General features: G+C 39.5%; 37 protein-coding genes. 35 read left to right on the forward strand and 2 right to left on the reverse strand.

Annotation, left to right across the window (positions count from 1 at the left end):
• Positions 1-32: 32 nt before the first annotated feature.
• The 29 genes from rplC (at position 33) to AC4PG0_RS12465 (ending at position 15409) form a co-directional block, all read left to right on the forward strand.
• Positions 33-662 (forward strand): 50S ribosomal protein L3, encoded by a 630-nt coding sequence (rplC, locus tag AC4PG0_RS12325; protein ID WP_003772936.1) that lies wholly within the window; start codon positions 33-35, stop codon positions 660-662.
• Between the two features lie 25 nt (positions 663-687).
• Positions 688-1311: a 50S ribosomal protein L4 gene (gene rplD, locus AC4PG0_RS12330; protein ID WP_003727695.1), complete on the forward strand. Its 624-nt coding sequence runs from the start codon at positions 688-690 to the stop codon at positions 1309-1311.
• The gene (gene rplW / locus AC4PG0_RS12335) at positions 1311-1595 is read left to right on the forward strand and encodes a 50S ribosomal protein L23 (RefSeq protein ID WP_003728540.1); all 285 of its coding nucleotides are present in this window, start codon (positions 1311-1313) and stop codon (positions 1593-1595) included. The genes rplD and rplW overlap by 1 nt, the downstream gene beginning before the upstream one ends.
• Positions 1596-1635: 40 nt before the next feature.
• The gene (rplB, locus tag AC4PG0_RS12340; RefSeq protein WP_003727696.1) at positions 1636-2469 is read left to right on the forward strand and encodes a 50S ribosomal protein L2; all 834 of its coding nucleotides are present in this window, start codon (positions 1636-1638) and stop codon (positions 2467-2469) included.
• 87 nt (positions 2470-2556) lie between these two features.
• Complete coding sequence (gene rpsS / locus AC4PG0_RS12345; protein ID WP_003720946.1) at positions 2557-2835, forward strand: 30S ribosomal protein S19; 279 nt, start codon at positions 2557-2559, stop codon at positions 2833-2835.
• A 20-nt stretch (positions 2836-2855) separates the two neighbouring features.
• Complete coding sequence (rplV, locus tag AC4PG0_RS12350; protein ID WP_003727697.1) at positions 2856-3212, forward strand: 50S ribosomal protein L22; 357 nt, start codon at positions 2856-2858, stop codon at positions 3210-3212.
• Between the two features lie 3 nt (positions 3213-3215).
• The gene (gene rpsC, locus AC4PG0_RS12355) at positions 3216-3872 is read left to right on the forward strand and encodes a 30S ribosomal protein S3 (RefSeq protein WP_003720944.1); all 657 of its coding nucleotides are present in this window, start codon (positions 3216-3218) and stop codon (positions 3870-3872) included.
• A gap of 2 nt (positions 3873-3874) precedes the next feature.
• On the forward strand, positions 3875-4309 hold the full coding sequence (gene rplP / locus AC4PG0_RS12360; RefSeq protein ID WP_003720943.1) for a 50S ribosomal protein L16: 435 nt from the start codon (positions 3875-3877) through the stop codon (positions 4307-4309).
• Positions 4299-4490, forward strand: a complete 192-nt coding sequence (rpmC, locus tag AC4PG0_RS12365) for a 50S ribosomal protein L29 (protein WP_003720942.1) — start codon at positions 4299-4301, stop codon at positions 4488-4490. Before rplP ends, rpmC begins: the two co-directional genes overlap by 11 nt.
• A 27-nt stretch (positions 4491-4517) precedes the next feature.
• Positions 4518-4781, forward strand: a complete 264-nt coding sequence (rpsQ, locus tag AC4PG0_RS12370; protein WP_003720941.1) for a 30S ribosomal protein S17 — start codon at positions 4518-4520, stop codon at positions 4779-4781.
• 79 nt (positions 4782-4860) lie between these two features.
• Positions 4861-5229, forward strand: coding sequence for a 50S ribosomal protein L14 (gene rplN / locus AC4PG0_RS12375; protein ID WP_003723686.1), 369 nt, complete (start codon positions 4861-4863; stop codon positions 5227-5229).
• 37 nt (positions 5230-5266) lie between these two features.
• Positions 5267-5578: a 50S ribosomal protein L24 gene (gene rplX, locus AC4PG0_RS12380; RefSeq protein WP_003720939.1), complete on the forward strand. Its 312-nt coding sequence runs from the start codon at positions 5267-5269 to the stop codon at positions 5576-5578.
• Positions 5579-5604: 26 nt separating this feature from the next.
• Complete coding sequence (gene rplE / locus AC4PG0_RS12385) at positions 5605-6144, forward strand: 50S ribosomal protein L5 (protein WP_003720938.1); 540 nt, start codon at positions 5605-5607, stop codon at positions 6142-6144.
• Between the two features lie 30 nt (positions 6145-6174).
• Entirely contained in the window at positions 6175-6360 is a 186-nt protein-coding gene (locus AC4PG0_RS12390; protein WP_003723684.1) for a type Z 30S ribosomal protein S14, read from the forward strand.
• A 30-nt stretch (positions 6361-6390) separates the two neighbouring features.
• On the forward strand, positions 6391-6789 hold the full coding sequence (rpsH, locus tag AC4PG0_RS12395; RefSeq protein ID WP_003720937.1) for a 30S ribosomal protein S8: 399 nt from the start codon (positions 6391-6393) through the stop codon (positions 6787-6789).
• Between the two features lie 30 nt (positions 6790-6819).
• Entirely contained in the window at positions 6820-7356 is a 537-nt protein-coding gene (gene rplF, locus AC4PG0_RS12400; protein WP_003749693.1) for a 50S ribosomal protein L6, read from the forward strand.
• Positions 7357-7395: 39 nt separating this feature from the next.
• Complete coding sequence (gene rplR, locus AC4PG0_RS12405; RefSeq protein ID WP_003764129.1) at positions 7396-7755, forward strand: 50S ribosomal protein L18; 360 nt, start codon at positions 7396-7398, stop codon at positions 7753-7755.
• A gap of 21 nt (positions 7756-7776) precedes the next feature.
• Positions 7777-8280 (forward strand): 30S ribosomal protein S5, encoded by a 504-nt coding sequence (rpsE, locus tag AC4PG0_RS12410; RefSeq protein ID WP_003772938.1) that lies wholly within the window; start codon positions 7777-7779, stop codon positions 8278-8280.
• A gap of 16 nt (positions 8281-8296) precedes the next feature.
• Positions 8297-8476 (forward strand): 50S ribosomal protein L30, encoded by a 180-nt coding sequence (gene rpmD / locus AC4PG0_RS12415; RefSeq protein ID WP_003720933.1) that lies wholly within the window; start codon positions 8297-8299, stop codon positions 8474-8476.
• A 57-nt stretch (positions 8477-8533) separates the two neighbouring features.
• Positions 8534-8974, forward strand: a complete 441-nt coding sequence (gene rplO / locus AC4PG0_RS12420) for a 50S ribosomal protein L15 (RefSeq protein WP_003764125.1) — start codon at positions 8534-8536, stop codon at positions 8972-8974.
• On the forward strand, positions 8974-10269 hold the full coding sequence (gene secY / locus AC4PG0_RS12425) for a preprotein translocase subunit SecY (protein ID WP_003772941.1): 1296 nt from the start codon (positions 8974-8976) through the stop codon (positions 10267-10269). The genes rplO and secY overlap by 1 nt, the downstream gene beginning before the upstream one ends.
• A 59-nt stretch (positions 10270-10328) precedes the next feature.
• Positions 10329-10976 (forward strand): adenylate kinase, encoded by a 648-nt coding sequence (locus AC4PG0_RS12430; protein WP_003768462.1) that lies wholly within the window; start codon positions 10329-10331, stop codon positions 10974-10976.
• A gap of 387 nt (positions 10977-11363) precedes the next feature.
• Positions 11364-11582, forward strand: coding sequence for a translation initiation factor IF-1 (gene infA / locus AC4PG0_RS12435; protein ID WP_003720929.1), 219 nt, complete (start codon positions 11364-11366; stop codon positions 11580-11582).
• A 103-nt stretch (positions 11583-11685) separates the two neighbouring features.
• Entirely contained in the window at positions 11686-11799 is a 114-nt protein-coding gene (gene rpmJ, locus AC4PG0_RS12440; protein WP_003720928.1) for a 50S ribosomal protein L36, read from the forward strand.
• 18 nt (positions 11800-11817) lie between these two features.
• Positions 11818-12183 carry a 30S ribosomal protein S13 gene (rpsM, locus tag AC4PG0_RS12445; RefSeq protein WP_003723677.1) on the forward strand — a complete coding sequence of 122 codons (366 nt, stop codon included), beginning with the start codon at positions 11818-11820 and terminating at the stop codon, positions 12181-12183.
• Between the two features lie 22 nt (positions 12184-12205).
• Positions 12206-12595, forward strand: a complete 390-nt coding sequence (rpsK, locus tag AC4PG0_RS12450) for a 30S ribosomal protein S11 (RefSeq protein ID WP_003720926.1) — start codon at positions 12206-12208, stop codon at positions 12593-12595.
• A gap of 109 nt (positions 12596-12704) precedes the next feature.
• Positions 12705-13649, forward strand: coding sequence for a DNA-directed RNA polymerase subunit alpha (locus AC4PG0_RS12455; protein WP_003723676.1), 945 nt, complete (start codon positions 12705-12707; stop codon positions 13647-13649).
• A gap of 16 nt (positions 13650-13665) precedes the next feature.
• Positions 13666-14073, forward strand: coding sequence for a 50S ribosomal protein L17 (rplQ, locus tag AC4PG0_RS12460; protein WP_003768456.1), 408 nt, complete (start codon positions 13666-13668; stop codon positions 14071-14073).
• Positions 14074-14314: 241 nt separating this feature from the next.
• Positions 14315-15409 (forward strand): winged helix DNA-binding domain-containing protein, encoded by a 1095-nt coding sequence (locus AC4PG0_RS12465; protein ID WP_492167589.1) that lies wholly within the window; start codon positions 14315-14317, stop codon positions 15407-15409.
• Between the two features lie 41 nt (positions 15410-15450).
• Here the strand turns inward: AC4PG0_RS12465 and AC4PG0_RS12470 are convergent, their stop codons facing one another.
• Positions 15451-16350 carry an acetamidase/formamidase family protein gene (locus AC4PG0_RS12470; protein WP_492167590.1) on the reverse strand — a complete coding sequence of 300 codons (900 nt, stop codon included), beginning with the start codon at positions 16348-16350 and terminating at the stop codon, positions 15451-15453.
• A gap of 117 nt (positions 16351-16467) precedes the next feature.
• The gene (locus AC4PG0_RS12475; protein ID WP_492167591.1) at positions 16468-17130 is read right to left on the reverse strand and encodes an MgtC/SapB family protein; all 663 of its coding nucleotides are present in this window, start codon (positions 17128-17130) and stop codon (positions 16468-16470) included.
• A gap of 130 nt (positions 17131-17260) precedes the next feature.
• Between AC4PG0_RS12475 and AC4PG0_RS12480 the strand changes: the two genes are divergently transcribed.
• The 6 genes from AC4PG0_RS12480 (at position 17261) to rpsI (ending at position 21540) form a co-directional block, all read left to right on the forward strand.
• The gene (locus AC4PG0_RS12480; RefSeq protein WP_492167599.1) at positions 17261-18100 is read left to right on the forward strand and encodes an energy-coupling factor ABC transporter ATP-binding protein; all 840 of its coding nucleotides are present in this window, start codon (positions 17261-17263) and stop codon (positions 18098-18100) included.
• A complete protein-coding gene (locus AC4PG0_RS12485) occupies positions 18076-18942 on the forward strand; it encodes an energy-coupling factor ABC transporter ATP-binding protein (protein ID WP_003764109.1) in 867 nt (288 codons plus the stop codon). Before AC4PG0_RS12480 ends, AC4PG0_RS12485 begins: the two co-directional genes overlap by 25 nt.
• 2 nt (positions 18943-18944) lie before the next feature.
• The gene (locus AC4PG0_RS12490) at positions 18945-19742 is read left to right on the forward strand and encodes an energy-coupling factor transporter transmembrane component T family protein (protein ID WP_003768449.1); all 798 of its coding nucleotides are present in this window, start codon (positions 18945-18947) and stop codon (positions 19740-19742) included.
• Between the two features lie 5 nt (positions 19743-19747).
• Complete coding sequence (gene truA, locus AC4PG0_RS12495) at positions 19748-20494, forward strand: tRNA pseudouridine(38-40) synthase TruA (RefSeq protein ID WP_003764107.1); 747 nt, start codon at positions 19748-19750, stop codon at positions 20492-20494.
• 194 nt (positions 20495-20688) lie between these two features.
• Complete coding sequence (gene rplM / locus AC4PG0_RS12500; protein WP_003764106.1) at positions 20689-21126, forward strand: 50S ribosomal protein L13; 438 nt, start codon at positions 20689-20691, stop codon at positions 21124-21126.
• 21 nt (positions 21127-21147) lie between these two features.
• On the forward strand, positions 21148-21540 hold the full coding sequence (gene rpsI, locus AC4PG0_RS12505) for a 30S ribosomal protein S9 (RefSeq protein ID WP_003726075.1): 393 nt from the start codon (positions 21148-21150) through the stop codon (positions 21538-21540).
• Positions 21541-21810 lie beyond the last annotated feature (270 nt).

The raw sequence follows: 21810 nt of genomic DNA on the forward strand, positions 1-21810 counted from the left end.
AGAATATATTAAATTAACAGGAGGTGTGACTCATGACCAAAGGAATCTTAGGTAGAAAAGTAGGGATGACACAAGTTTTCACTGAAAACGGCGAACTTATTCCAGTAACAGTAATCGAAGCAGCACAAAACGTGGTACTTCAAAAGAAAACTGTTGAAACTGACGGCTATGAAGCTGTACAAATCGGTTTCGAAGATAAGAGAGCAAAATTGTCAAACAAACCCGAACAAGGTCATGTAGCAAAAGCCGATACTACTCCTAAGCGCTTCATTCGCGAATTCCGCGATGTAAACTTAGACGAGTATGAGATTGGTGCAGAAGTAAAAGTAGACGTATTCGCAGAAGGTGACATCATCGACGCGACAGGCGTATCGAAAGGTAAAGGATTCCAAGGTGTTATTAAACGCCACGGACAATCACGCGGCCCTATGGCCCACGGTTCCCGTTACCATCGTCGCCCAGGTTCAATGGGTCCAGTAGCACCTAACCGTGTTTTCAAAAATAAACTACTTCCAGGTCGTATGGGTGGAGAACAAATCACTATCCAAAACCTAGAAATCGTTAAAGTAGACGTTGAAAAGAACGTTCTTTTAGTAAAAGGTAACGTTCCAGGCGCTAAAAAAGCATTAGTTCAAATTAAAACTGCTACTAAAGCAAAATAATTCATTTGGAAAGGAGGACTAACGAATGCCAAAATTAAGCTTACTTAAACAAGATGGAACAAACGCTGGCGAAATTACTTTAAACGACACTGTTTTCGGTATCGAACCAAATGAAAAAGTTGTTGTTGACGTAATTTTGAGCCAACGTGCATCCCTACGTCAAGGGACTCATAAAGTAAAAAATCGTTCAGAAGTACGTGGTGGCGGACGTAAACCATGGCGTCAAAAAGGTACAGGTCGTGCCCGTCAAGGTTCAATCCGTTCCCCACAATGGCGCGGCGGTGGTGTCGTATTCGGCCCAACACCTCGTTCATATGCTTACAAATTACCTAAGAAAGTTCGTCGTTTAGCGATTAAATCGATTCTTTCTTCTAAAGTAAATGAAGAAAAATTAGTTGTACTTGAAGGTTTGACTTTCGATGCACCTAAAACAAAAGAATTTGCGGCTTTTCTTAAAAATATCTCTGTAGATACTAAGGCACTAATCGTAGTTGCTGGTGAAAGTGAAAATGTAGAATTATCTGCACGCAACTTACAAGGCATTACAGTTATTCCAGCTGAAAGTATCTCAGTACTAGAAGTTGCTAAACATGATAAGTTAATTATCACTAAAGCAGCTGTCGAAAAAGTAGAGGAGGTGCTCGCATAATGGATGCACGCGACATCATTAAGCGCCCAGTTGTAACTGAAGAATCTACAAGCATTCTCGACGATAAGAAATATACATTTGAAGTAGATACTCGCGCAACTAAAACGCAAGTAAAATACGCAATTGAAGAAATTTTCGACGTGAAAGTTGCTAAAGTAAACGTAATGAATTACAAAGGCAAACTTAAACGTATGGGCCGTTATGCAGGTTACACTAACAAACGTCGTAAAGCGATTGTTACTGTTACAGCTGACAGCAAAGAAATTCAATTCTTTGAAGTATAATTCGACTAACTTTAAATAATTCTAACGAGGAGGGGAAACAATGGCGATCAAAAAGTATAAACCTACCACTAACGGGCGCCGGCATATGACAAGTTCAGATTTCGCTGAGATTACTACAAGTACTCCAGAAAAATCTTTACTACGTCCTCTTAAAAAGAAAGCCGGACGCAATAACCAAGGTAAGTTAACTGTTCGTCATCACGGCGGTGGCCATAAACGCCAATACCGCGTGATTGATTTCAAACGTAACAAAGATGGTATTCCTGGACGCGTTGCAACGATCGAGTACGATCCAAACCGTTCTGCTAATATTGCTCTAATCAACTATGCTGATGGAGAAAAACGCTACATCATCGCAGCGAAAGGCCTTGAAGTAGGTCAAACAATTTATTCAGGAGCAGAAGCTGACATCAAAGTCGGTAATGCACTAGAATTAAAAGATATTCCAGTGGGTACTGTTATCCACAATATCGAAATGAAACCTGGTAAAGGTGGACAATTAGTACGTTCTGCTGGAACAAGTGCTCAAGTACTTGGTAAAGAAGGCAAATACGTATTAATCCGCTTAAACTCCGGTGAAGTTCGCATGATCCTTGCTACTTGCCGTGCTACAATCGGTCAAGTTGGTAACGAACAACACGAACTTATCAACATCGGTAAAGCAGGTCGTTCACGTTGGATGGGTAAACGCCCAACTGTTCGTGGATCTGTAATGAACCCGAACGATCACCCACACGGTGGTGGTGAAGGTAAAGCTCCAATCGGTCGTAAATCGCCAATGTCTCCATGGGGTAAACCAACTCTTGGATACAAAACACGTAAGAAAAACAACAACTCCGATAAATTTATCGTACGTCGTCGTAAGAAAAAATAATCGGATTAATAGATTGAATAAAATTGGTAGCAGGATAGCGAGGACAAGCGTTCTCAGCTTCCTGACTATGCGAAGGGAGGTTCCGTCATGGGTCGTAGTTTGAAAAAAGGACCTTTTGTTGATGACCACTTGATGAAGAAAGTGGAAGCAGCAGCAGAAAGCGAAAAGAAACAAGTAATTAAAACTTGGTCTCGTCGCTCCACGATTTTCCCAACTTTTGTTGGACAAACAATCGCAGTATATGATGGACGTAAACACGTTCCTGTTTATGTTCAAGAAGATATGGTAGGACACAAACTGGGCGAATTCGCACCAACTCGTACGTACCGCGGTCATGCGGGCGACGATAAAAAAACTAAACGCTAATTTGAGAGGAGGATATCCTAATGGCAAGTGAAGTTACAAGCGCAAAAGCCGTTGCCAAAACGGTTCGTATTGCTCCTCGCAAAGCTAGAATCGTCATTGATTTAATTCGAGGCAAGCAAGTTGGCGAAGCAATTGCAATCTTGAAGTATACTCCAAGATCAGCTTCCCCAATTATTGAAAAAGTATTAAAATCCGCTATTGCTAACGCAGAGCATAACTATGATTTAGACATTAACAACCTTGTAGTAGAGGAAGCATTTGTTGACGAAGGTCCAACACTTAAACGTTTCCGTCCACGTGCACAAGGTCGTGCAAGTGCAATCAACAAACGTACTAGCCACATTACAGTTGTGGTATCTGAAGTGAAGGAGGGATAATTCGTGGGTCAAAAAGTACATCCAATAGGTATGCGTATCGGTGTCATCCGTGATTGGGACTCCAAATGGTACGCGGAAAAAGATTATGCGGACTTCTTACATGAAGATTTACGCATCCGTGATTATGTTGCAAAACGTTTATCTGACGCTTCTGTTTCTCGCGTAGAAATCGAACGTGCAGCTAACCGTGTGAATATCACTATTCATACTGCTAAACCTGGTATGGTTATCGGTAAAGGTGGTTCTGAAGTTGAAGCATTACGCAAAAACTTAAACGAACTTACTCAAAAACGTGTTCATATCAATATCGTAGAAATCAAACGCGCTGACCTAGACGCAAAATTGGTTGCTGAAAACATCGCTCGTCAATTGGAAGGTCGTGTATCTTTCCGTCGTGCGCAAAAACAAGCTATCCAACGTACTATGCGTGCTGGAGCAAAAGGTATCAAAACTCAAGTATCTGGTCGTCTTGGCGGAGCGGATATCGCTCGTGCTGAACACTATAGCGAAGGAACAGTACCTCTTCATACATTGCGTGCCGACATCGACTACGCATGGGAAGAAGCTGACACAACTTATGGTAAACTAGGCGTTAAAGTCTGGATCTACCGTGGTGAAGTCCTTCCTACGAAGAAAAACAATGTGGAAGGAGGAAAATAATAATGTTAGTTCCTAAACGTGTAAAATACCGTCGTGAATTCCGCGGAAACATGCGTGGACGCGCGAAAGGCGGAACTGAAGTTGCATTTGGTGAATATGGTCTTCAAGCAGTTGAAGCTTCTTGGATTACAAACCGTCAAATCGAAGCAGCTCGTATCGCAATGACTCGTTACATGAAACGTGGCGGTAAAGTTTGGATTAAAATTTTCCCTCATAAATCTTACACTTCTAAACCAATCGGGGTTCGGATGGGTAAAGGTAAAGGTGCTCCGGAAGGTTGGGTAAGCCCAGTCAAACGCGGCAAAATTATGTTTGAAATCGCAGGTGTTCCTGAAGATGTAGCGCGTGAAGCATTACGTCTAGCAGCACACAAACTGCCGGTCAAAACTAAGATCGTTAAACGTGAAGAAATTGGTGGTGAAGCAAATGAAAGCTAATGATATCCGTGATTTATCCACTACCGAAATCCAAGATCAAGAAAAAGCTTTGAAAGAAGAGCTCTTCAACCTGCGCTTTCAATTAGCTACTGGTCAATTAGAAAACACCGCACGTATTCGTGAGGTTCGTAAAGCAATTGCCCGTATGAAAACAATCGTTCGAGAAAGAGAACTTGCTTAAAAAAGAATCGTAAGGAGGTTTTAATACATGGCTGACCGTAACCAACGTAAAGTTTATACTGGTCGTGTTGTATCCGATAAAATGGATAAAACAATTACCGTGGTTGTTGAAACGTACAAGAAACATGGTTTGTACGGTAAACGCGTGAAGTATTCTAAAAAATTCAAAGCGCATGATGAAAATAACATTGCAAAAACTGGCGATGTAGTTCGTATTTCCGAAACTCGTCCATTGTCTGCAACTAAACATTTCCGTTTATTAGAAGTTGTAGAAGAAGCAGTAATTATCTAAATCAAAAGTTAAAAATAGATTGTGAAAAGTTGCCGAGTGCAATTTTTCCGACCCGTTATTCTGGAAGGAGGGTGTCCTAATGATTCAACAAGAAAGTCGTATGAAAGTGGCTGATAACTCTGGCGCACGTGAAGTGTTAACTATTAAAGTGCTAGGTGGATCAGGACGCAAAACTGCTAACATTGGTGATGTTGTCGTGTGTACCGTTAAACAAGCAACACCAGGCGGCGTTGTCAAAAAAGGTGAAGTTGTTAAAGCAGTAATCGTTCGTACTAAGAGTGGAGCACGTCGTCAAGACGGTTCTTACATCAAGTTTGATGAAAATGCATGTGTCATTATCCGTGACGATAAAAGTCCTCGTGGAACACGTATTTTTGGACCTGTTGCTCGCGAACTTCGTGAAAACAACTTTATGAAGATCGTTTCTTTAGCTCCAGAAGTTCTTTAAAAATTAAGTTCCAAGAAATCAAGGAGGTGCTATACCAATGCATGTCAAAAAAGGTGATAAAGTAAAAGTTATTACTGGTAAAGATAAAGGCAAATCCGGCAAAGTGCTCGCAGCATTTCCGAAAAAGGACCGCGTACTTATCGAAGGAATCAATATGGTTAAAAAACATACTAAACCTTCCAACATCAACCCGCAAGGCGGAATCTTGAATGTTGAAGCACCAATCCATGTTTCAAACGTAATGCTAATTGACCCTAAAACTGGCGAACCTACTCGTGTAGGCTACGAAGTTAAAGGTGATAAAAAAGTACGCGTAGCAAAAAAATCCGGTGAAGTAATAGATAAATAATAGTCGTAGGAAGGAGGGAATATTACATGAATCGCCTTAAAGATCAATATCTTAAGGAAATTGTTCCTGCTTTAATGAGCAAATTCAATTATGACTCCGTAATGGAGGTTCCAAAAATAGATAAAATCGTAATCAACACTGGTGTTGGTGACGCTACAGCAAATGCGAAAGTGTTAGACAGTGCAGTGGAGGAGTTAGCTCTTATCACTGGTCAAAAACCTGTTATCACAAAAGCAAAAAATTCTATCGCTGGTTTCCGTCTTCGTGAAGGAATGCCAATCGGTGCTAAAGTAACATTGCGTGGTGAACGCATGTATGATTTCTTAGATAAATTAGTTACTGTTTCACTTCCACGTGTTCGTGATTTCCGTGGCGTATCGAAAAAAGCTTTCGATGGTCGTGGTAACTATACGTTGGGTGTTAGAGAGCAACTTATTTTCCCTGAAATTGATTACGATCAAGTATCAAAAGTACGCGGTATGGACGTAGTAATCGTTACAACTGCCAAAAGTGATGAAGAATCTCATGAGTTACTTACTCAACTAGGGATGCCATTTCAAAAGTAATCAAAACTAATTTAGTAGGGAGGCGAAAACGTGGCTAAGAAATCCATGATCGCGAAGCAAAAACGTACACCAAAATACGCTGTTCAAGCATATACTCGTTGTGAACGTTGTGGTCGTCCACATTCCGTTATTCGCAAATTTAAATTATGCCGTATTTGTTTCCGTGAACTTGCCTATAAAGGTCAAATTCCCGGCGTGAAAAAAGCAAGCTGGTAAGAAAGAGTTTAAGGAAGGAGGGTATTATACATGGTGATGACAGATCCAATTGCAGATTTTCTAACTCGCATTCGTAATGCAAACATGGTTAAACATGATAAATTAGAACTGCCTGCATCCAAAATCAAAAAAGAAATTGCTGAAATATTGAAGCGTGAAGGTTTTATCCGTGACGTTGAATATATTGAAGATGACAATGCTGGAACAATCCGTGTTTTCTTAAAATATGGAGCGACTGGCGAACGTGTAATCACTGGTTTGAAACGTATCAGTAAGCCAGGTTTACGTGTATATGCAAAATCAACTGAGGTGCCTAAAGTACTTAACGGTCTAGGTATCGCAATCGTGTCTACTTCCCAAGGCGTTTTAACCGACAAAGAAGCCCGTGCTAAACAAGTCGGCGGAGAAGTACTAGCATACGTTTGGTAAGAAAAAGTAAACCATAAGGAGGTGCAATAAATGTCCCGTATAGGTAAAAAAACTATTGTGATTCCTGCAGGTGTAACAGTTACACTTAATGGATCAACAGCAACAGTTAAAGGTCCTAAAGGTGAACTTGTAAAAGAGTTCAACCCAGAAATTACTATTAATATTGAAGGCAACGAAATTAACGTTTCTCGCCCGACTGATAATAAAAACCACCGTGCACTTCATGGTACAACTCGTGCTATTCTTAATAACATGGTTGTCGGAGTTTCCGAGGGTTATGAAAAGAAATTAGAACTTATCGGTGTTGGTTACCGTGCGCAAAAACAAGGAGACAAACTTGTTCTTAACGTAGGGTACTCTCATCCAGTAGAGTTTGTTGCTCCTAAAGGCGTAGAAATTGAAGTTCCTGCAAACACTCAAGTGATTGTTAAAGGATACAACAAAGAACACGTTGGCGAGTTAGCTGCAAACATTCGTGCCGTACGTCCACCAGAGCCATATAAAGGTAAAGGTATTCGTTACGAAGGCGAACATGTACGCCGTAAAGAAGGTAAAACTGGTAAATAATGCCGCTTAATTAGGCAAATGAGAGAAGAGGTGAGTCGTGTGATTACCAAAATCGACAAAAATAAAGTACGTAAAAAAAGACATGCTCGTGTTCGTTCTAAGATTTCTGGAACTGAAAGTCGTCCACGTTTAAACGTATTCCGTTCAAACAAAAACATTTATGCTCAAGTTATTGATGATGTAAATGGTGTGACACTTGCAAGTGCGTCTAATTTAGATAAAGATTTCGGTTCTGCTGAATCCAAAGTTGATGCAGCAAGCAAAGTTGGCGAACTAGTTGCTAAACGTGCTTCCGAAAAAGGTATTACTTCTGTCACTTTTGACCGTGGAGGATACTTATATCATGGCCGCGTAAAAGCTCTTGCTGAAGCAGCTCGCGAAAATGGACTAGAATTTTAATAAGAAGGAGGGACATATTACATGCCTGAGCAAATTGATGGAAACAAATTAGATTTAGAAGAACGCGTTGTTACAATCAACCGTGTTGCTAAAGTAGTTAAAGGTGGACGTCGTTTCCGTTTCACAGCACTTGTTGTTGTTGGAGACAAAAATGGTCATGTTGGTTTCGGTACTGGTAAAGCACAAGAAGTTCCAGATGCAATCCGCAAAGCTGTTGAGGATGCTAAAAAGAACATGGTGTTTGTACCAACTGTAGACACAACTATTCCACACACTGTAGTCGGACATTTTGGTGGCGGAGAAATTCTTCTTAAACCAGCTAGTGCCGGTTCTGGTGTAACTGCTGGTGGTCCCGTTCGTGCGGTCCTAGAACTTGCTGGTGTTGCTGATGTATCTTCCAAATCGCTTGGATCTAATACACCAATTAACATGGTACGTGCTACAATCGACGGAATTAAACAACTTAAAAACGCTGAAGATGTTGCGAAACTTCGTGGCAAAACAGTAGAAGAATTGTTAGGATAAGGAGGGAATTATCATTATGGCGAAGTTAGAAATTACTCTAAAACGTAGCTTAATCGGACGCCCTCAACCACAACGCAAAACTGTTCAAGCATTAGGTCTTGGTAAAACAAATTCTGTAGTGGTTAAAGAAGATAATCCTGCAATTCGTGGGATGATCACTAAAGTAAGTCATTTAGTGGACGTCAAAGAAGTTTAAGCTTAATATAATAATATGTAATTGATAGAATTTGTTAAATAGGAGGAGGTGCTTGACATGAAACTACATGAACTTAAACCTTCAGAAGGTTCTCGTAAAGAACGTAATCGTGTTGGTCGTGGAACAGGCTCTGGTAACGGCAAAACTTCTGGACGCGGTCATAAAGGACAAAAAGCTCGTTCCGGTGGTGGCGTACGCCTAGGTTTTGAAGGTGGACAACTTCCACTTTTCCGTCGTATTCCAAAACGTGGATTCACAAATATCAACCGTAAAGAATTTGCTATCGTTAACTTAGATGTTTTAAACCGCTTTGAAGATGGTACAGAAGTAACACCAGAACTTTTAATCGAAACTGGAATTATTCGTAACGAAAAATCCGGGATTAAGATTTTATCTGATGGAAATATCGAGAAAAAACTTACTGTGAAAGCGAACAAATTCTCTGCAGCTGCAAAAGAAGCTATTGAAGCAGCCGGCGGAAAAACTGAGGTGATCTAATGTTTCAAACGTTAGCGAACTTCTTCAAAGTAGCAGACATCCGTAAAAAAATACTATTTACATTAGCTATGCTAGTTATTTTCCGTATTGGTACATTCGTGCCAGTACCGGGAGTTAACGCAGCTGCTTTACAATCTAGTATGGATGGCGGTATTTTGGGGTTCTTAAACACATTTAATGGTGGGGCTTTAAAAAACTTCTCAATTTTTGCCATGGGTGTAATGCCTTACATTACATCTTCCATTATTGTTCAGTTACTTCAAATGGATGTTGTTCCCAAGTTAACTGAATGGTCTAAGCAAGGGGAAATGGGTCGTAAAAAACTCAATCAACTTACTAGATACATGACGATTGGACTTGGTTTAATCGAAGCATTCGGTATGGCATACGGGTTTAACCGCATGTCATCTGCTGGTTTGGTTATCGAACCATCCATCGGTAGATATGTGATTATTGCAATCGTATTAACTACCGGTACAATGTTCTTAATGTGGTTAGGGGAACAAATCACTGTTAAAGGCGTTGGTAATGGTGTTTCCATCATTATCTTTGCAGGTATTGTTGCTCGTATTCCTGATGGAGTGCGTCAATTATATGTTTCGCAAATTGAAAACGCTGGTGATCAACTGTTCTTACACATTTTAACGTTAGCAGGTGTGGGAGTTGCGATTCTAGCTATTGTTGTAGCTGTTATCTTCTTCCAACAAGCACTTCGTAAAATTCCAATTCAATACTCTAAACGTGTAGCAGGAGCAAAACAATCGGGCGCGCAAGCAACTCATTTGCCATTAAAACTTAACTCTGCCGGAGTTATCCCAGTTATCTTTGCAAGTGCATTTATTATTACACCGCAAACAATTCTTACTTTCTTTGATCAAAGTAACGACATTGTAAAAGTATTGAAAGACGTGTTTGATTACACAAAACCAATTGGTATGATTTTATATGTTGCACTAATTGTTGCTTTCACTTATTTCTATGCTTTCATTCAAGTGAACCCTGAGAAAGTTGCGGACAACTTGAAAAAGCAAGGTGGGTATATTCCTAGTAAACGTCCTGGTCGGGAAACACAAGCTTATCTTACATCGGTACTTTATCGATTAACATTTGTTGGTGCAATTTTCCTTTCAGCGGTTGCTATACTTCCAACTATCGGTACTACTGTGTTTAGTTTACCGCAGTCACTTGCCGTTGGTGGTACAAGCCTACTAATTGTTATCGGGGTAGCATTAGATACTACGAAACAACTCGAAGGACAACTTGTAAAAAGGAACTATCGGGGATTTATCAAATAACACGCGGTTCTTGTTAGGATTTCCTAGCAGGAGCTAGCGCGTAATAAGGGGCGAAACAGTTGAAATTAGTATTAATGGGACTGCCCGGCGCCGGAAAAGGCACACAAGCGGAACAGATTGTTGAGAAATACAACATTCCTCATATTTCCACTGGAGATATGTTCCGAGCAGCTATGAAAAATAATACGGAATTAGGAAAGAAAGCTAAATCCTTTATGGACAATGGCGACCTTGTTCCTGATGAAGTAACAAATGGTATCGTTCGTGAACGTTTGGCCGAAGATGATGCTAAGAATGGTTTCTTGCTTGATGGTTTTCCGCGTACAGTGGAACAAGCAGAAGAGCTAGAAAATATTCTAAGTGATTTAGGGACAGAACTTGATGCTGTCATTAACATTGAAGTTGATAAAGATGTTTTAATGAAACGTCTTACAGGTCGTTGGATTTGTCGGACTTGCGGTAAAACTTACCATGAAATCTATAACCCACCGAAAGTTCCTGGGAAATGTGATTTAGATGGTGGAGAACTTTACCAACGCGAAGATGACAAAAAAGAAACTGTTGAAAATCGACTAAATGTCAATATGAAACAGACCAAGCCGCTTCTTGATTTTTACTCTGAAAAAGGTAAACTTCATAGCATAAACGGCGAGCAAGATATTAATGACGTTTTTGTAGATGTGGAAAAAATTCTTGCTTCTTTTTGAGGGGTAAGCTGTGCTGAAATCACTGTCAAAATCAATGCGTGCAAATTGGTTTGATTTGTAGTATAATGGATAATTGGCAGTGGGATTAAAGGCATCTAAGCAAATCATGATGAACGAGAGAACCGTTTGAAGATCATCCGAATGACGTATATGTTCTACCCTGATCTGTTCAGCCGCAATACTTTTGCGAGTGACAGTTCTTCTGGTTTTTACGGATTTCACTTTTACAGGTTGTCTGCAAAGCTGGCGAAATGTGTTGCCTTTTAATGAAGTGCATCCATTTTTGCATGTTTTACGTTTTTTTCATGTAAGAGAAATAGTTACACTGAAAGGATTAGGCCTGCATCAGGAACAAATCCAAGAATACAAGAAGGAGGTAGCAAACATATGGCAAAGGAAGATGTTATTGAAGTAGAAGGCGTTGTGCAAGAAACTCTACCAAACGCGATGTTCAATGTTGAACTCGAAAATGGTCATAAAGTACTGGCAACTGTTTCTGGTAAAATCCGCATGCATTACATTCGTATTTTACCTGGAGATAAAGTGACAGTAGAGCTTTCTCCATACGACCTGACACGCGGAAGAATTACTTATCGTTTTAAATAATTTGCACTCCGAAATTGAATTTATATACCGGTCTGGTTTATCCAGCTTAGAAATTATCGGTTTATAGAGACATTTTCTCTAATAAACAAGGAGGTATATCTATATGAAAGTAAGACCATCAGTGAAACCTATGTGCGAAAAATGTAAAGTTATTCGTCGTAAAGGTAAAGTAATGGTAATTTGTGAAAATCCAAAACATAAACAAAAACAAGGATAAGAGGAGGTGCTTAAGTAAATGGCACGTATTGCAGGTGTGGACGTTCCACGTGAAAAACGTATTGTTATTTCCCTGACTTACATTTATGGTATCGGTAAACAAACAGCTAAAGAAGTTCTTGCTGAAGCTGGTGTTTCTGAAGATACTCGTACTCGTGATTTAACTGAAGAAGAGCTAGGTAAAATCCGTGAAATCTTAGACCGCATTAAAGTTGAAGGTGACCTTCGTCGTGAAGTAAACTTAAACATTAAACGTCTAATCGAAATCGGTTCTTACCGTGGCATGCGTCACCGTCGTGGACTTCCAGTTCGCGGACAAAATACAAAAAATAATGCCCGTACTCGTAAAGGCCCGTCCAAAACAGTAGCAGGTAAAAAGAAATAATAGTAAAGGAGGTAGTTAGTGAATGGCTCGTAAAACAAATACTCGTAAACGTCGTGTGAAAAAGAATATCGAATCTGGTATTGCACACATTCGTTCTACATTTAATAATACGATCGTAATGATTACTGACACACATGGTAATGCTTTAGCTTGGTCAAGTGCAGGTTCTCTAGGATTTAAAGGTTCTCGTAAATCTACTCCTTTCGCAGCGCAAATGGCAGCTGAAAGTGCAGCAAAATCAGCACAAGAACATGGTTTAAAAACATTAGAAGTAACTGTTAAAGGTCCTGGTTCAGGTCGTGAAGCGGCTATCCGTGCACTACAAGCAGCTGGTCTTGAAGTAACAGCTATTAAAGATGTAACTCCAGTTCCACATAACGGATGTCGTCCTCCAAAACGTCGTCGCGTATAAGTGGTCGTTTTCTTTTGCCAATAGTAGATTTTTACTGTCTTAACTATCAAGGCAGAGAGTTTGACATAAAGACTGATATTCTAGACGTTTTGAAGGAGGGTAAATTTGAATGATCGAAATTGAAAAGCCAAAAATCGAGACGATTGAGATCAGCGATGATGCCAAGTATGGAAAGTTTGTTGTAGAGCCACTTGAGCGTGGATATGGTACAACTTTGGGTAACTCCTTACGTCGTATTCTATTATCTTCTCTTCCAGGTGCAGCAGTAACCTCTATCCAAATTGATGGAGCTTTACATGAGTTTTCTGTAATTGAAGGTGTAGTAGAAGATGTAACAACCATGATTTTAAATATTAAAAAACTTGCGCTAAAAATCTATTCTGATGAAGAAAAAACATTAGAAATCGATATGCAAGGTCCTGGTGTAGTAACTGCAGCTGACATTAATTATGACAGCGACGTTGAGATTTTAAATCCCGACTTACACATTGCTACATTAAGTGATAATGCTAAATTTCATGTGCGTTTAAATGCGACTCGTGGTCGTGGTTACACACCTGCTGATCAAAATAAACGCGAAAATATGCCAATTGGTGTACTTCCAGTCGATTCAATCTTTTCACCGGTTATCCGTGTGAACTATCAAGTGGAAAATACACGTGTTGGACAATCAACTAATTATGATAAGCTTACGTTTGATGTGTTAACTGACGGAAGTATCAGCCCAGAAGAAGCAGTTTCACTTGGAGCTAAAATTCTTTCTGAGCACTTAAGTATCTTCGTTAATTTAACAGATGAAGCACAAAAAGCTGAAATTATGATTGAAAAAGAAGAAAGCCATAAAGAGAAAGTGCTTGAAATGACTATTGAAGAATTAGACTTGTCTGTTCGTTCATATAATTGTTTGAAACGCGCTGGAATCAACACAGTACAGGAACTTGCTGACAAATCCGAAGACGATATGATGAAAGTCCGTAACTTGGGCCGTAAATCGCTTGAGGAAGTTAAAGTAAAACTGGCTGACCTTGGCTTATCTCTAAGAAACGAAAACTGATAAAGGAGGCAATTCCATGGGTTACAGAAAATTAGGTCGTACAAGCTCACAACGTAAAGCGTTACTACGTGATCTTGCAACGGATTTAATCGTACATGAACGTATTGAAACAACAGAAGCTCGCGCTAAAGAGATTCGTAAAGTTGTTGAAAAACTAATCACTTCTGGGAAAAAAGGAGACTTGCACGCTCGTCGTCAAGCAGCTGCTTTCATCCGTCATGAAGTTGTAGAAGTAGTACAAGTAGATGCTAAAGGTAAAGATGGTTCTACTGTGAAGAAAAACCGTCCTGTATACGCTCTACAAAAACTATTTGATGATGTTGCTCCACGTTACGCGGAACGTCAAGGTGGTTACACTCGTATCTTGAAAAAAGGTCCACGTCGCGGTGACGGCGCACCAATGGTTATTATTGAATTAGTTTAATAATAAAACGTTTAAAGCAAGTGGAGTGTCATGATATGGAGACTTCGTGTTTCCTTGTCTAGCTCTGTGTTTCCTAGTCTATTTAACCATAGGCTAGGAGGCAGGCTTTTTTTGTTTGACCTGCTTTACGAACATGTTTCGTCTGTGGGTCAAACTTGAAAAGCTATATTTTTTCGCTTGCCTTTTATTCTGAAAGCATCTATAGTAAACCTCAAAGATTTGTTTCGAGGGGGAACTAGGTATGCAATCAGTCACTAACTCGCAAATAGCTCAAAATCGGTTATACAATTCAGGTCTATTACAAAATAAATTTTCTAGCGCACCGGATGCTTCTCGTGCGTTATTTGGCATTCAATCACAGTATCAACAGTTTGGTGAAATTAGTTTGTTTAACCGGGTGCCTGATCTCACAAAAGAAAAACTTCAATATGATTATGATCAAAAAGATTTAATTAAAATATGGGGTCAAAGGATGACTGTGCATATGTATACGCCTTCTGACTGGTTTTTTGTGCATGATGTTTATTCGGATAAGAATAATTGGTTAAAAAAGCACGCTGACTCTCTTGGGCATGATTTAGACTTACTGCTGGAGGATATGGAGCAACTTCTTTTAAGCGAAGAGAAAATACCGAAAGAAGCATTTGCTGAATTATTAGGACAGCACGCTAAAGAACTTATGCTATGGGGTGGTGTTTTTATTCAAGGATCGCTTGATGGCACGCTCTTTTGTGTACCGGAATCACCTAAAACAAGATTTTATAGTCATAGAAACTGGATTAGTGCAGAAAAACAAGCTAATTGGCTAGAAACTGGTCATAATGAAGGTGGACTTGAGGTAATGATTGACCGTTACTTTAGCGCTTACGGTCCAGCTACAATTCGAGATTTCAAACATTGGACAGGCCTGCGGAAGTATGAATTCCAACAAACACTTGAGGCGGCTCTTGAAAATTATTTTAGTTACTTAGGTGAGGATGGTCAGGTTTACTATAGCAAAACAGAAATTCAAACTGACTTAGAACAACAACGGCCGCTTTTACTAGGAAAATTCGATCCACTTTTTGTTAGCTACGGGAAAAAAGACTGGTTAGCTGATGCAACTGAAACAAGTTTGATTTGGCGTCCAGCTGGGCAAATTGAGGCTGTTTTAATTATAAATGGCTTATTTTACGGAACTTGGAGATATAAGATAACAGGGGATAACGTAACGTTCACCTTCTTTCTTACTAAAAAAATGACGAAGAAAAACCAAAAATTTGTTGAAACGGAAGCAAGAAAATTAGCGAGATTTCTTCATAAAAAATACCAAGGAAGTTTTTTTGAACAAATTTAAAAGAAGCCCGTTCGCGATAACTTTTACGAACGGGCTTCTTTTTATAGGAAAGGCATCTCTGGGAAACTACTTAATGGAAGCTTGATACTTGTTGTGACGCTTGCTTTGTTTAGCCTGCAAACTTCAAAATCAGCTTGTAAAGATAATAAAAATATTGCATCTTCTAGCGTTATTTTATCTGATTCCATTAGTACGTTTAACATGTTTTGTAATGCTTTTTTTGTTGCTTTTTCGGTAGTGAGTTCAGAGCCGAGGCAGATTAGGTTGTTTTTATGGATAATAATCGGTGTTGGGGCTGTTTTGTTTTTGAGTAATTGTAGCCGTAATGTTACTTCTGCAGGGACTTCCGCGCTGGTTGAAGTTGTTTTTCCAAAACCTGTAGTTGCTCTTATATCAGCTACATGGAGCATTGCCCCGAATTTTTCTACTGGTAAAAATATTGTAGCGCCTTCTGTTATATCGGGAGAGTCAAGTGTCCCGCCGTGTTTAGTAGGCATATGAAATGGTTTTGTTTGATAAATGGATTCGGTTTTTAATAGACCAATTGTTTTTTGTAATTGTACGTGGATTTCATCGGAATAAATAATCTTATTCTGTTTGATTTTATAGCGGCGGATACAATTATTTGGTAGTAAATCATCTGTTACACCGATAGTAGGTCCGTTTAATAAAACGACATCTTTACTTGTGAGGGTGATTTTTTCAATGGTTACTGCGAGTAAGTCCCCTGGGCGCGCTTCTTCAATACAGATTGGACCTGTGGTGGGCGAAAACTGCTTCCAATCTATTTCCCCGTAGTGAAGCTGTTCTTTGTTGATTTGGCCATTGAAGTGATCTTTTATTTTTATTGTCACAACGGAGCCATCTTTGACTGTAAGCACAGGTTTTGCTGATTCATCCATCTTATGAATCGAACGTTCTGAAGTTACAAAGTTTTTCATCTCATCCCTTCTCTCTATTCTGTTAGTGTTGACGGGTGAATTATAGCAAAACGAGAAGATGTAAGTAAATGGATATTCTGTGAACAAATTAATTAAAATGTGCTATAAATATCTAATTTATTCCATTTTTTCAATCGTGACATCGGGAAGCGTTTGAATAAAGTGAAATAGTTCATATTCGTCGTTCTTATTCTTGGTTTTTACAACGATATTGACCCGGATAAATAGACTTTTTCCGACCAATTCTTTTTCACTAGAGTACGAAATTATTTGTTGTTTATTTTGCTGGATTTTGTCAGTGATTTTTACTAAATTTTCTTGTTTATCAGTGGAATAAATAAGTGAAGTTGTATGGAGCGAAACGGATTTAAAGATGATACTGAGAAATTCTAAACCAATGAGTGTGAGTAATGTCGCGGCAATTCCAACCCAATACATACCAGCACCAACAGCGAGACCAATCCCTGCTGTAGCCCAAAGTCCTGCCGCTGTCGTTAATCCACGAACAAATTTCTTTTGAATAATAATCGTACCAGCGCCAATAAAGCCAATACCACTTACCACTTGGGCAGCGACACGACTAGGGTCAAATGATACAGTTTGCATAGTGGCGATTTCGGAAAAACCGTACTGAGAAACAATCATAATTAAAGCACTACCAAGTGAAACGAGAAAATGTGTCCGGAATCCGGCTTTTTTTGCCCGAATTTCTCGGTCAAGTCCAATAACTGCTCCAAGGAGACCAGCAACAACAAGGCGTAAAATAAAATCTGCTAACATAGCTATCACATCCTTAACGTTAATATATTCCCGTTAGCTAAAAAGCAAAACAATCAAAAAGGAAATTTTGCGCCAGATGGATGTTTATACTATAATAAACAATGAATGGTCAAAAAGTGAGGTGTTAGGCGTGGCAGAAAGTTTTGTAAGATTAGAGCACGTTTTTTATAAATATGAGGATACGGAAAAATATGCAGTCAAAGATGTATCAATTTCTGCTCAAAAAGGGGAATGGGTCGCGCTAGTTGGTCATAATGGTTCAGGTAAATCCACTATTGCGAAATTACTAAACGGCTTACTTTTTCCGGAAGATGGCTTAATTAAAATCGGACACTTTGTTTTGTCTGAAAAAAATATATGGGAAATTAGACGACAAGTGGGAATGGTTTTTCAAAATCCAGATAACCAATTTGTCGGTGCAACTGTACAGGATGATGTTGCGTTTGGGCTAGAGAATCACGGAGTCCCACATGATACGATGGTGGAGCGAGTGGAATCGGCGCTTAATGAGGTTGGTATGCAAAGCTACGCGCTACATGAACCCGCTAGACTTTCTGGTGGTCAAAAGCAACGTGTCGCTATTGCGGGTGTTTTGGCGCTTCAACCAGATGTGATTATTTTGGACGAAGCAACTTCCATGCTTGATCCAAGAGGGCGCGCCGAAGTAATGGAGACTATTCGGATTATGCGCGAACAAGAGGATATTACCGTTGTTTCTATTACGCATGATTTGGATGAAGTGCTTTTTGCGGACCGGGTCATTGTTATGAATAATGGAGAAATACACAGTGAAGGCACGCCAAAAGAAATTTTCGAGCAAGCAGATGCAATGCGAGCAATTGGCTTAGGCGTTCCATTTATTATTGAATTACAAGAAAAATTAGTTGCAGGTGGCTTTGAAACAGGGAGTACCGTGCTATCGGAAGGAGCATTACTAGATCAATTATGGAAATTAAACTCGAACAACTAGGTTATTGTTATCAAAAAAATAGCCCTTTTGAAAAGAGAGCATTGCTTGATGTAAATGTTTCCTTTGATTCTGGTAGCTATTCTGCAATTATTGGTCATACTGGCTCTGGGAAATCAACATTGCTACAACATCTTAACGCGCTTTTGATGCCAACTGAAGGTAAAATCACGGTTGGTGATAGAGAAATTGTCGCGGGAGTTAAACAAAAGAAACTACGCGATTTACGCAAAAAAGTTGGGATTGTTTTCCAATTCCCGGAAGCACAACTTTTTGAAGAAACGGTCGAGAAGGATATTTGCTTTGGGCCAATGAATTTTGGCGTTTCTGAGGAAGATGCGAAACTTCGGGCTAAAAAAGTAATTTATGAAGTAGGGCTGACAGAAGAAATTTTGTCACGTTCCCCGTTTGAACTTTCTGGTGGACAAATGCGCCGGGTAGCAATTGCTGGAGTTTTAGCGATGGATCCAGAAGTACTTGTGTTAGATGAGCCAACTGCAGGACTAGACCCTCATGGCCGCGAAGAAATTATGGAGATGTTCTATAACCTTCATAAAGAAAAAGGACTAACGACAGTCCTTGTCACACATAGTATGGAAGATGCTGCACGTTACGCTGAAAAGATTGTTTTAATGAAAGCTGGAACGGTTCTGAAAATTGGATCGCCGCGGGAAATTTTTGCGAAGCCAGATGAACTTGTGGATCTTGGCTTATCTGTTCCGGATGTGGTGAGATTCCAAGGGCTTTTTGAGCGCAAGTTTAATGTTAAATTAACAAAAACTTGTTTAACAATTGCTGAATTAACAGCTGAAATGGCGCCTTACTTAGCGAAGGGCGGGGCTTAATTATGATGGATAAAATGATTCTCGGGCGTTATATCCCGGGAAACTCTTGGTTACATCGAATTGACCCACGTGCGAAAATCACTGCTGTTATGGCGTTTATCGCGATTGTCTTTTTAGCGAACAATTGGCTGACTTATGCGCTTATGTTCGCGTATGTTTTGTATTTAGTCCTAACCTCGAAAGTGCCATTTTTATTTTTTATTAAAGGGTTACAACCGATTTTTTGGCTTATTTTAATTACTTTATTGCTGCAAGTCTTTTTTACAAAAGGCGGGACAGTTTTAGTTGATTTAGGACTTTTACAAATAACAACACTCGGACTGGCGAACGGGGCGATGATGTTTTGTCGTTTTGTTCTCATTATTTTTATGACGACGCTACTAACATTAACAACAAGCCCGATTGAGCTGACAGATGGTCTTGAGAAAATTTTGGCGCCGTTTCGATTGGTACATTTACCAGTGCATGAACTGGCTTTAATGCTTAGTATTTCCTTGCGATTTATTCCAACATTGATGGATGAAACGGAGAAAATTTTAAAAGCGCAAAAAGCTCGTGGCGTTGAATTTACGAGTGGAAAATGGAGTGACCGGATCAAGGCGATTATTCCGCTACTCGTGCCACTTTTTATTAGTGCGTTTAAACGTGCGGAAGATTTAGCGATTGCAATGGAAGCCCGCGGTTATCGTGGTGGTAAAGGGAGAACGAGATTTCGTTTGTTACACTGGCGATTCGCGGATACATTCTTGTTAATTTCTTTAGCGGTGTTAAGTGGATTATTATTTTGGTTGCGGAGTTGAAATGGATGACACGATATAAAGCAATAATTTCTTATGACGGAAGTGGTTTTTTCGGATACCAAGTGCAGCCGAATACGCGGACGGTCCAAGCGGAAATTGAAAAAGCGCTTGAAAAAATGCATAAAGGTAAGAGCGTTCGGATTACAGCTTCAGGAAGAACAGATACCGGCGTTCATGCGAAAGGACAGGTAATCCATTTTGATTCGGAACTGGATATTACAGCAGAAAAATTCCAAAAAGCTTTGCAAGTGATGACGCCGTTTGATATTAGTTTTTTAACGGTTGAGGAGGCCCCGGCCGATTTTCACGCTAGATTTGGCACGGTTGGAAAAGAATATCGTTATGTTATAAAACGGACGAAAATTTTTGATCCTTTTAGTCGAAACTTTGCGCTACATTATCCATATGAATTAGATATTGCAAAAATGAAGCAAGCAAGCGAACGCCTAATTGGCGAACATGACTTTACTAGTTTTTGTTCGGCTAGAACGGAGCGGGATTCTAAAGTGCGGACGCTTTATAGTATCGACTTTTATGAAGAGGATGCCGAGACATTAGTGATTGCGTTTCAAGGGAATGGCTTTTTGTATAATATGGTGCGGATTTTGACAGGGACATTGCTTGATGCAGGTCAAGGCCGGATTTCTCCAGATGATATTACGAAGGCCTTATTAGCGCATGATCGCCAAAAATTAATTAGTAAAACTGCGCCGCCACAAGGGTTGTATTTATGGCGAGTTGATTATGAATAAAAATTGGATGTTTTTTTACAGAACGCATTGACTTTTTACTCTAAAAACTGTATTATGGACTATGGTATTGTTTGCCCCACAATAAGCCCCGGAAGGTTGTTGTGTTTAAACAATAAAAATATAGAATAGCATTTCGGGAATTAGGAACAGTTTTCGGGAGCTAATTTGTTTCAATTTATTTAGGAGGGTAATTCATGCGTACAACTTATATGGCGAAACCCGGCGAAGTAGAACGTAAATGGTACGTTATCGACGCTACTGGTGTTTCTTTAGGACGTTTATCCAGTGAAGTTGCTTCAATTCTTCGCGGAAAAAACAAACCACAATTTACTCCACATATCGACACTGGAGACTTTGTAATCATCATCAACGCTGGTAAGATTGGTCTTACTGGTAAAAAAGCTACTGACAAAATTTACTACCGTCACTCTCAATATCCAGGCGGTTTGAAATCTCGTACTGCAGGTGAAATGCGTACAAACAATCCTGAGAAATTATTAGAACTATCTATCAAAGGTATGCTTCCAAAAAATTCTCTTGGACGTCAATTATTCAAAAAATTACACGTATATGGTGGATCTGAGCACGAACATGCAGCTCAAAAACCAGAAGTATACGAATTACGCGGTTAATTAATAAAGGAGGAATACTAAGTGGCTCAAGTACAATATTACGGAACTGGTCGTCGTAAAAGCTCTGTAGCTCGCGTACGTTTAGTACCAGGCGACGGCAAAATCGTTATTAACAATAGAGACTGGGAAGATTACATCCCATTTGCAGCTCTTCGTGAAGTTATCAAACAACCTTTAGTAGCTACAGAAACTTTAGGTAACTATGATGTACTAGTAAACGTTCACGGTGGTGGTTACACTGGTCAAGCCGGTGCTATCCGTCATGGTGTAGCTCGTGCACTATTACAAGTGGCTCCTGAGTACCGCCCAGCACTTAAATCTGCTGGCCTACTTACTCGTGACCCACGTATGAAAGAACGTAAAAAATACGGACTTAAAGGCGCGCGTCGTGCACCTCAGTTCTCAAAACGTTAATCAAATCGTTTCAAAGCACCAGCTTTTGCTGGTGCTTTTTTTGTTTGCTTAAATATACGAGAAAAGTAAAAAGGAACCATGCAGAAACACGATTCTAAAAAAATTTGGTTTGAATGTTTTATTGTGATTATTATAACAAATTTATCGAAATATGCTATAATAATTTAAGGTTCATAATAGTTAGATAAATAGATGGATGAAGTGATTACTAGTATAAATGGTATATCTTAATATACATAGAAATAAGGGATTGTTGCAATTTTCAGTTCT

This window comes from Listeria sp. MAN/IMW/UF464 (genome assembly GCF_058683955.1).

Excerpts from the sequence above, each read along its gene's own strand:
- infA (WP_003720929.1), top strand. The coding sequence starts at position 11,364 with ATGGCAAAGGAAGATGTTATTGAAGTAGAAGGCGTTGTGCAAGAAACT.
- rpmJ (WP_003720928.1), top strand. The coding sequence starts at position 11,686 with ATGAAAGTAAGACCATCAGTGAAACCTATGTGCGAAAAATGTAAAGTT.
- rplX (WP_003720939.1), top strand. The coding sequence starts at position 5,267 with ATGCATGTCAAAAAAGGTGATAAAGTAAAAGTTATTACTGGTAAAGAT.
- rplC (WP_003772936.1), top strand. The coding sequence starts at position 33 with ATGACCAAAGGAATCTTAGGTAGAAAAGTAGGGATGACACAAGTTTTC.
- rplV (WP_003727697.1), top strand. The coding sequence starts at position 2,856 with ATGGCAAGTGAAGTTACAAGCGCAAAAGCCGTTGCCAAAACGGTTCGT.
- AC4PG0_RS12490 (WP_003768449.1), top strand. The coding sequence starts at position 18,945 with ATGATGGATAAAATGATTCTCGGGCGTTATATCCCGGGAAACTCTTGG.
- rplE (WP_003720938.1), top strand. The coding sequence starts at position 5,605 with ATGAATCGCCTTAAAGATCAATATCTTAAGGAAATTGTTCCTGCTTTA.
- rplW (WP_003728540.1), top strand. The coding sequence starts at position 1,311 with ATGGATGCACGCGACATCATTAAGCGCCCAGTTGTAACTGAAGAATCT.
- AC4PG0_RS12455 (WP_003723676.1), top strand. The coding sequence starts at position 12,705 with ATGATCGAAATTGAAAAGCCAAAAATCGAGACGATTGAGATCAGCGAT.
- AC4PG0_RS12465 (WP_492167589.1), top strand. The coding sequence starts at position 14,315 with ATGCAATCAGTCACTAACTCGCAAATAGCTCAAAATCGGTTATACAAT.
- rpmC (WP_003720942.1), top strand. The coding sequence starts at position 4,299 with ATGAAAGCTAATGATATCCGTGATTTATCCACTACCGAAATCCAAGAT.
- AC4PG0_RS12470 (WP_492167590.1), bottom strand. The coding sequence starts at position 16,350 with ATGAAAAACTTTGTAACTTCAGAACGTTCGATTCATAAGATGGATGAA.
- rplQ (WP_003768456.1), top strand. The coding sequence starts at position 13,666 with ATGGGTTACAGAAAATTAGGTCGTACAAGCTCACAACGTAAAGCGTTA.
- rplN (WP_003723686.1), top strand. The coding sequence starts at position 4,861 with ATGATTCAACAAGAAAGTCGTATGAAAGTGGCTGATAACTCTGGCGCA.
- AC4PG0_RS12485 (WP_003764109.1), top strand. The coding sequence starts at position 18,076 with ATGGAAATTAAACTCGAACAACTAGGTTATTGTTATCAAAAAAATAGC.
- rplP (WP_003720943.1), top strand. The coding sequence starts at position 3,875 with ATGTTAGTTCCTAAACGTGTAAAATACCGTCGTGAATTCCGCGGAAAC.
- rplO (WP_003764125.1), top strand. The coding sequence starts at position 8,534 with ATGAAACTACATGAACTTAAACCTTCAGAAGGTTCTCGTAAAGAACGT.
- rplF (WP_003749693.1), top strand. The coding sequence starts at position 6,820 with ATGTCCCGTATAGGTAAAAAAACTATTGTGATTCCTGCAGGTGTAACA.
- rpsM (WP_003723677.1), top strand. The coding sequence starts at position 11,818 with ATGGCACGTATTGCAGGTGTGGACGTTCCACGTGAAAAACGTATTGTT.
- rpsQ (WP_003720941.1), top strand. The coding sequence starts at position 4,518 with ATGGCTGACCGTAACCAACGTAAAGTTTATACTGGTCGTGTTGTATCC.
- AC4PG0_RS12475 (WP_492167591.1), bottom strand. The coding sequence starts at position 17,130 with ATGTTAGCAGATTTTATTTTACGCCTTGTTGTTGCTGGTCTCCTTGGA.
- rplM (WP_003764106.1), top strand. The coding sequence starts at position 20,689 with ATGCGTACAACTTATATGGCGAAACCCGGCGAAGTAGAACGTAAATGG.
- secY (WP_003772941.1), top strand. The coding sequence starts at position 8,974 with ATGTTTCAAACGTTAGCGAACTTCTTCAAAGTAGCAGACATCCGTAAA.
- truA (WP_003764107.1), top strand. The coding sequence starts at position 19,748 with ATGACACGATATAAAGCAATAATTTCTTATGACGGAAGTGGTTTTTTC.
- rpmD (WP_003720933.1), top strand. The coding sequence starts at position 8,297 with ATGGCGAAGTTAGAAATTACTCTAAAACGTAGCTTAATCGGACGCCCT.
- rplB (WP_003727696.1), top strand. The coding sequence starts at position 1,636 with ATGGCGATCAAAAAGTATAAACCTACCACTAACGGGCGCCGGCATATG.
- rplD (WP_003727695.1), top strand. The coding sequence starts at position 688 with ATGCCAAAATTAAGCTTACTTAAACAAGATGGAACAAACGCTGGCGAA.
- rpsH (WP_003720937.1), top strand. The coding sequence starts at position 6,391 with ATGGTGATGACAGATCCAATTGCAGATTTTCTAACTCGCATTCGTAAT.
- rpsK (WP_003720926.1), top strand. The coding sequence starts at position 12,206 with ATGGCTCGTAAAACAAATACTCGTAAACGTCGTGTGAAAAAGAATATC.
- rpsS (WP_003720946.1), top strand. The coding sequence starts at position 2,557 with ATGGGTCGTAGTTTGAAAAAAGGACCTTTTGTTGATGACCACTTGATG.
- rpsE (WP_003772938.1), top strand. The coding sequence starts at position 7,777 with ATGCCTGAGCAAATTGATGGAAACAAATTAGATTTAGAAGAACGCGTT.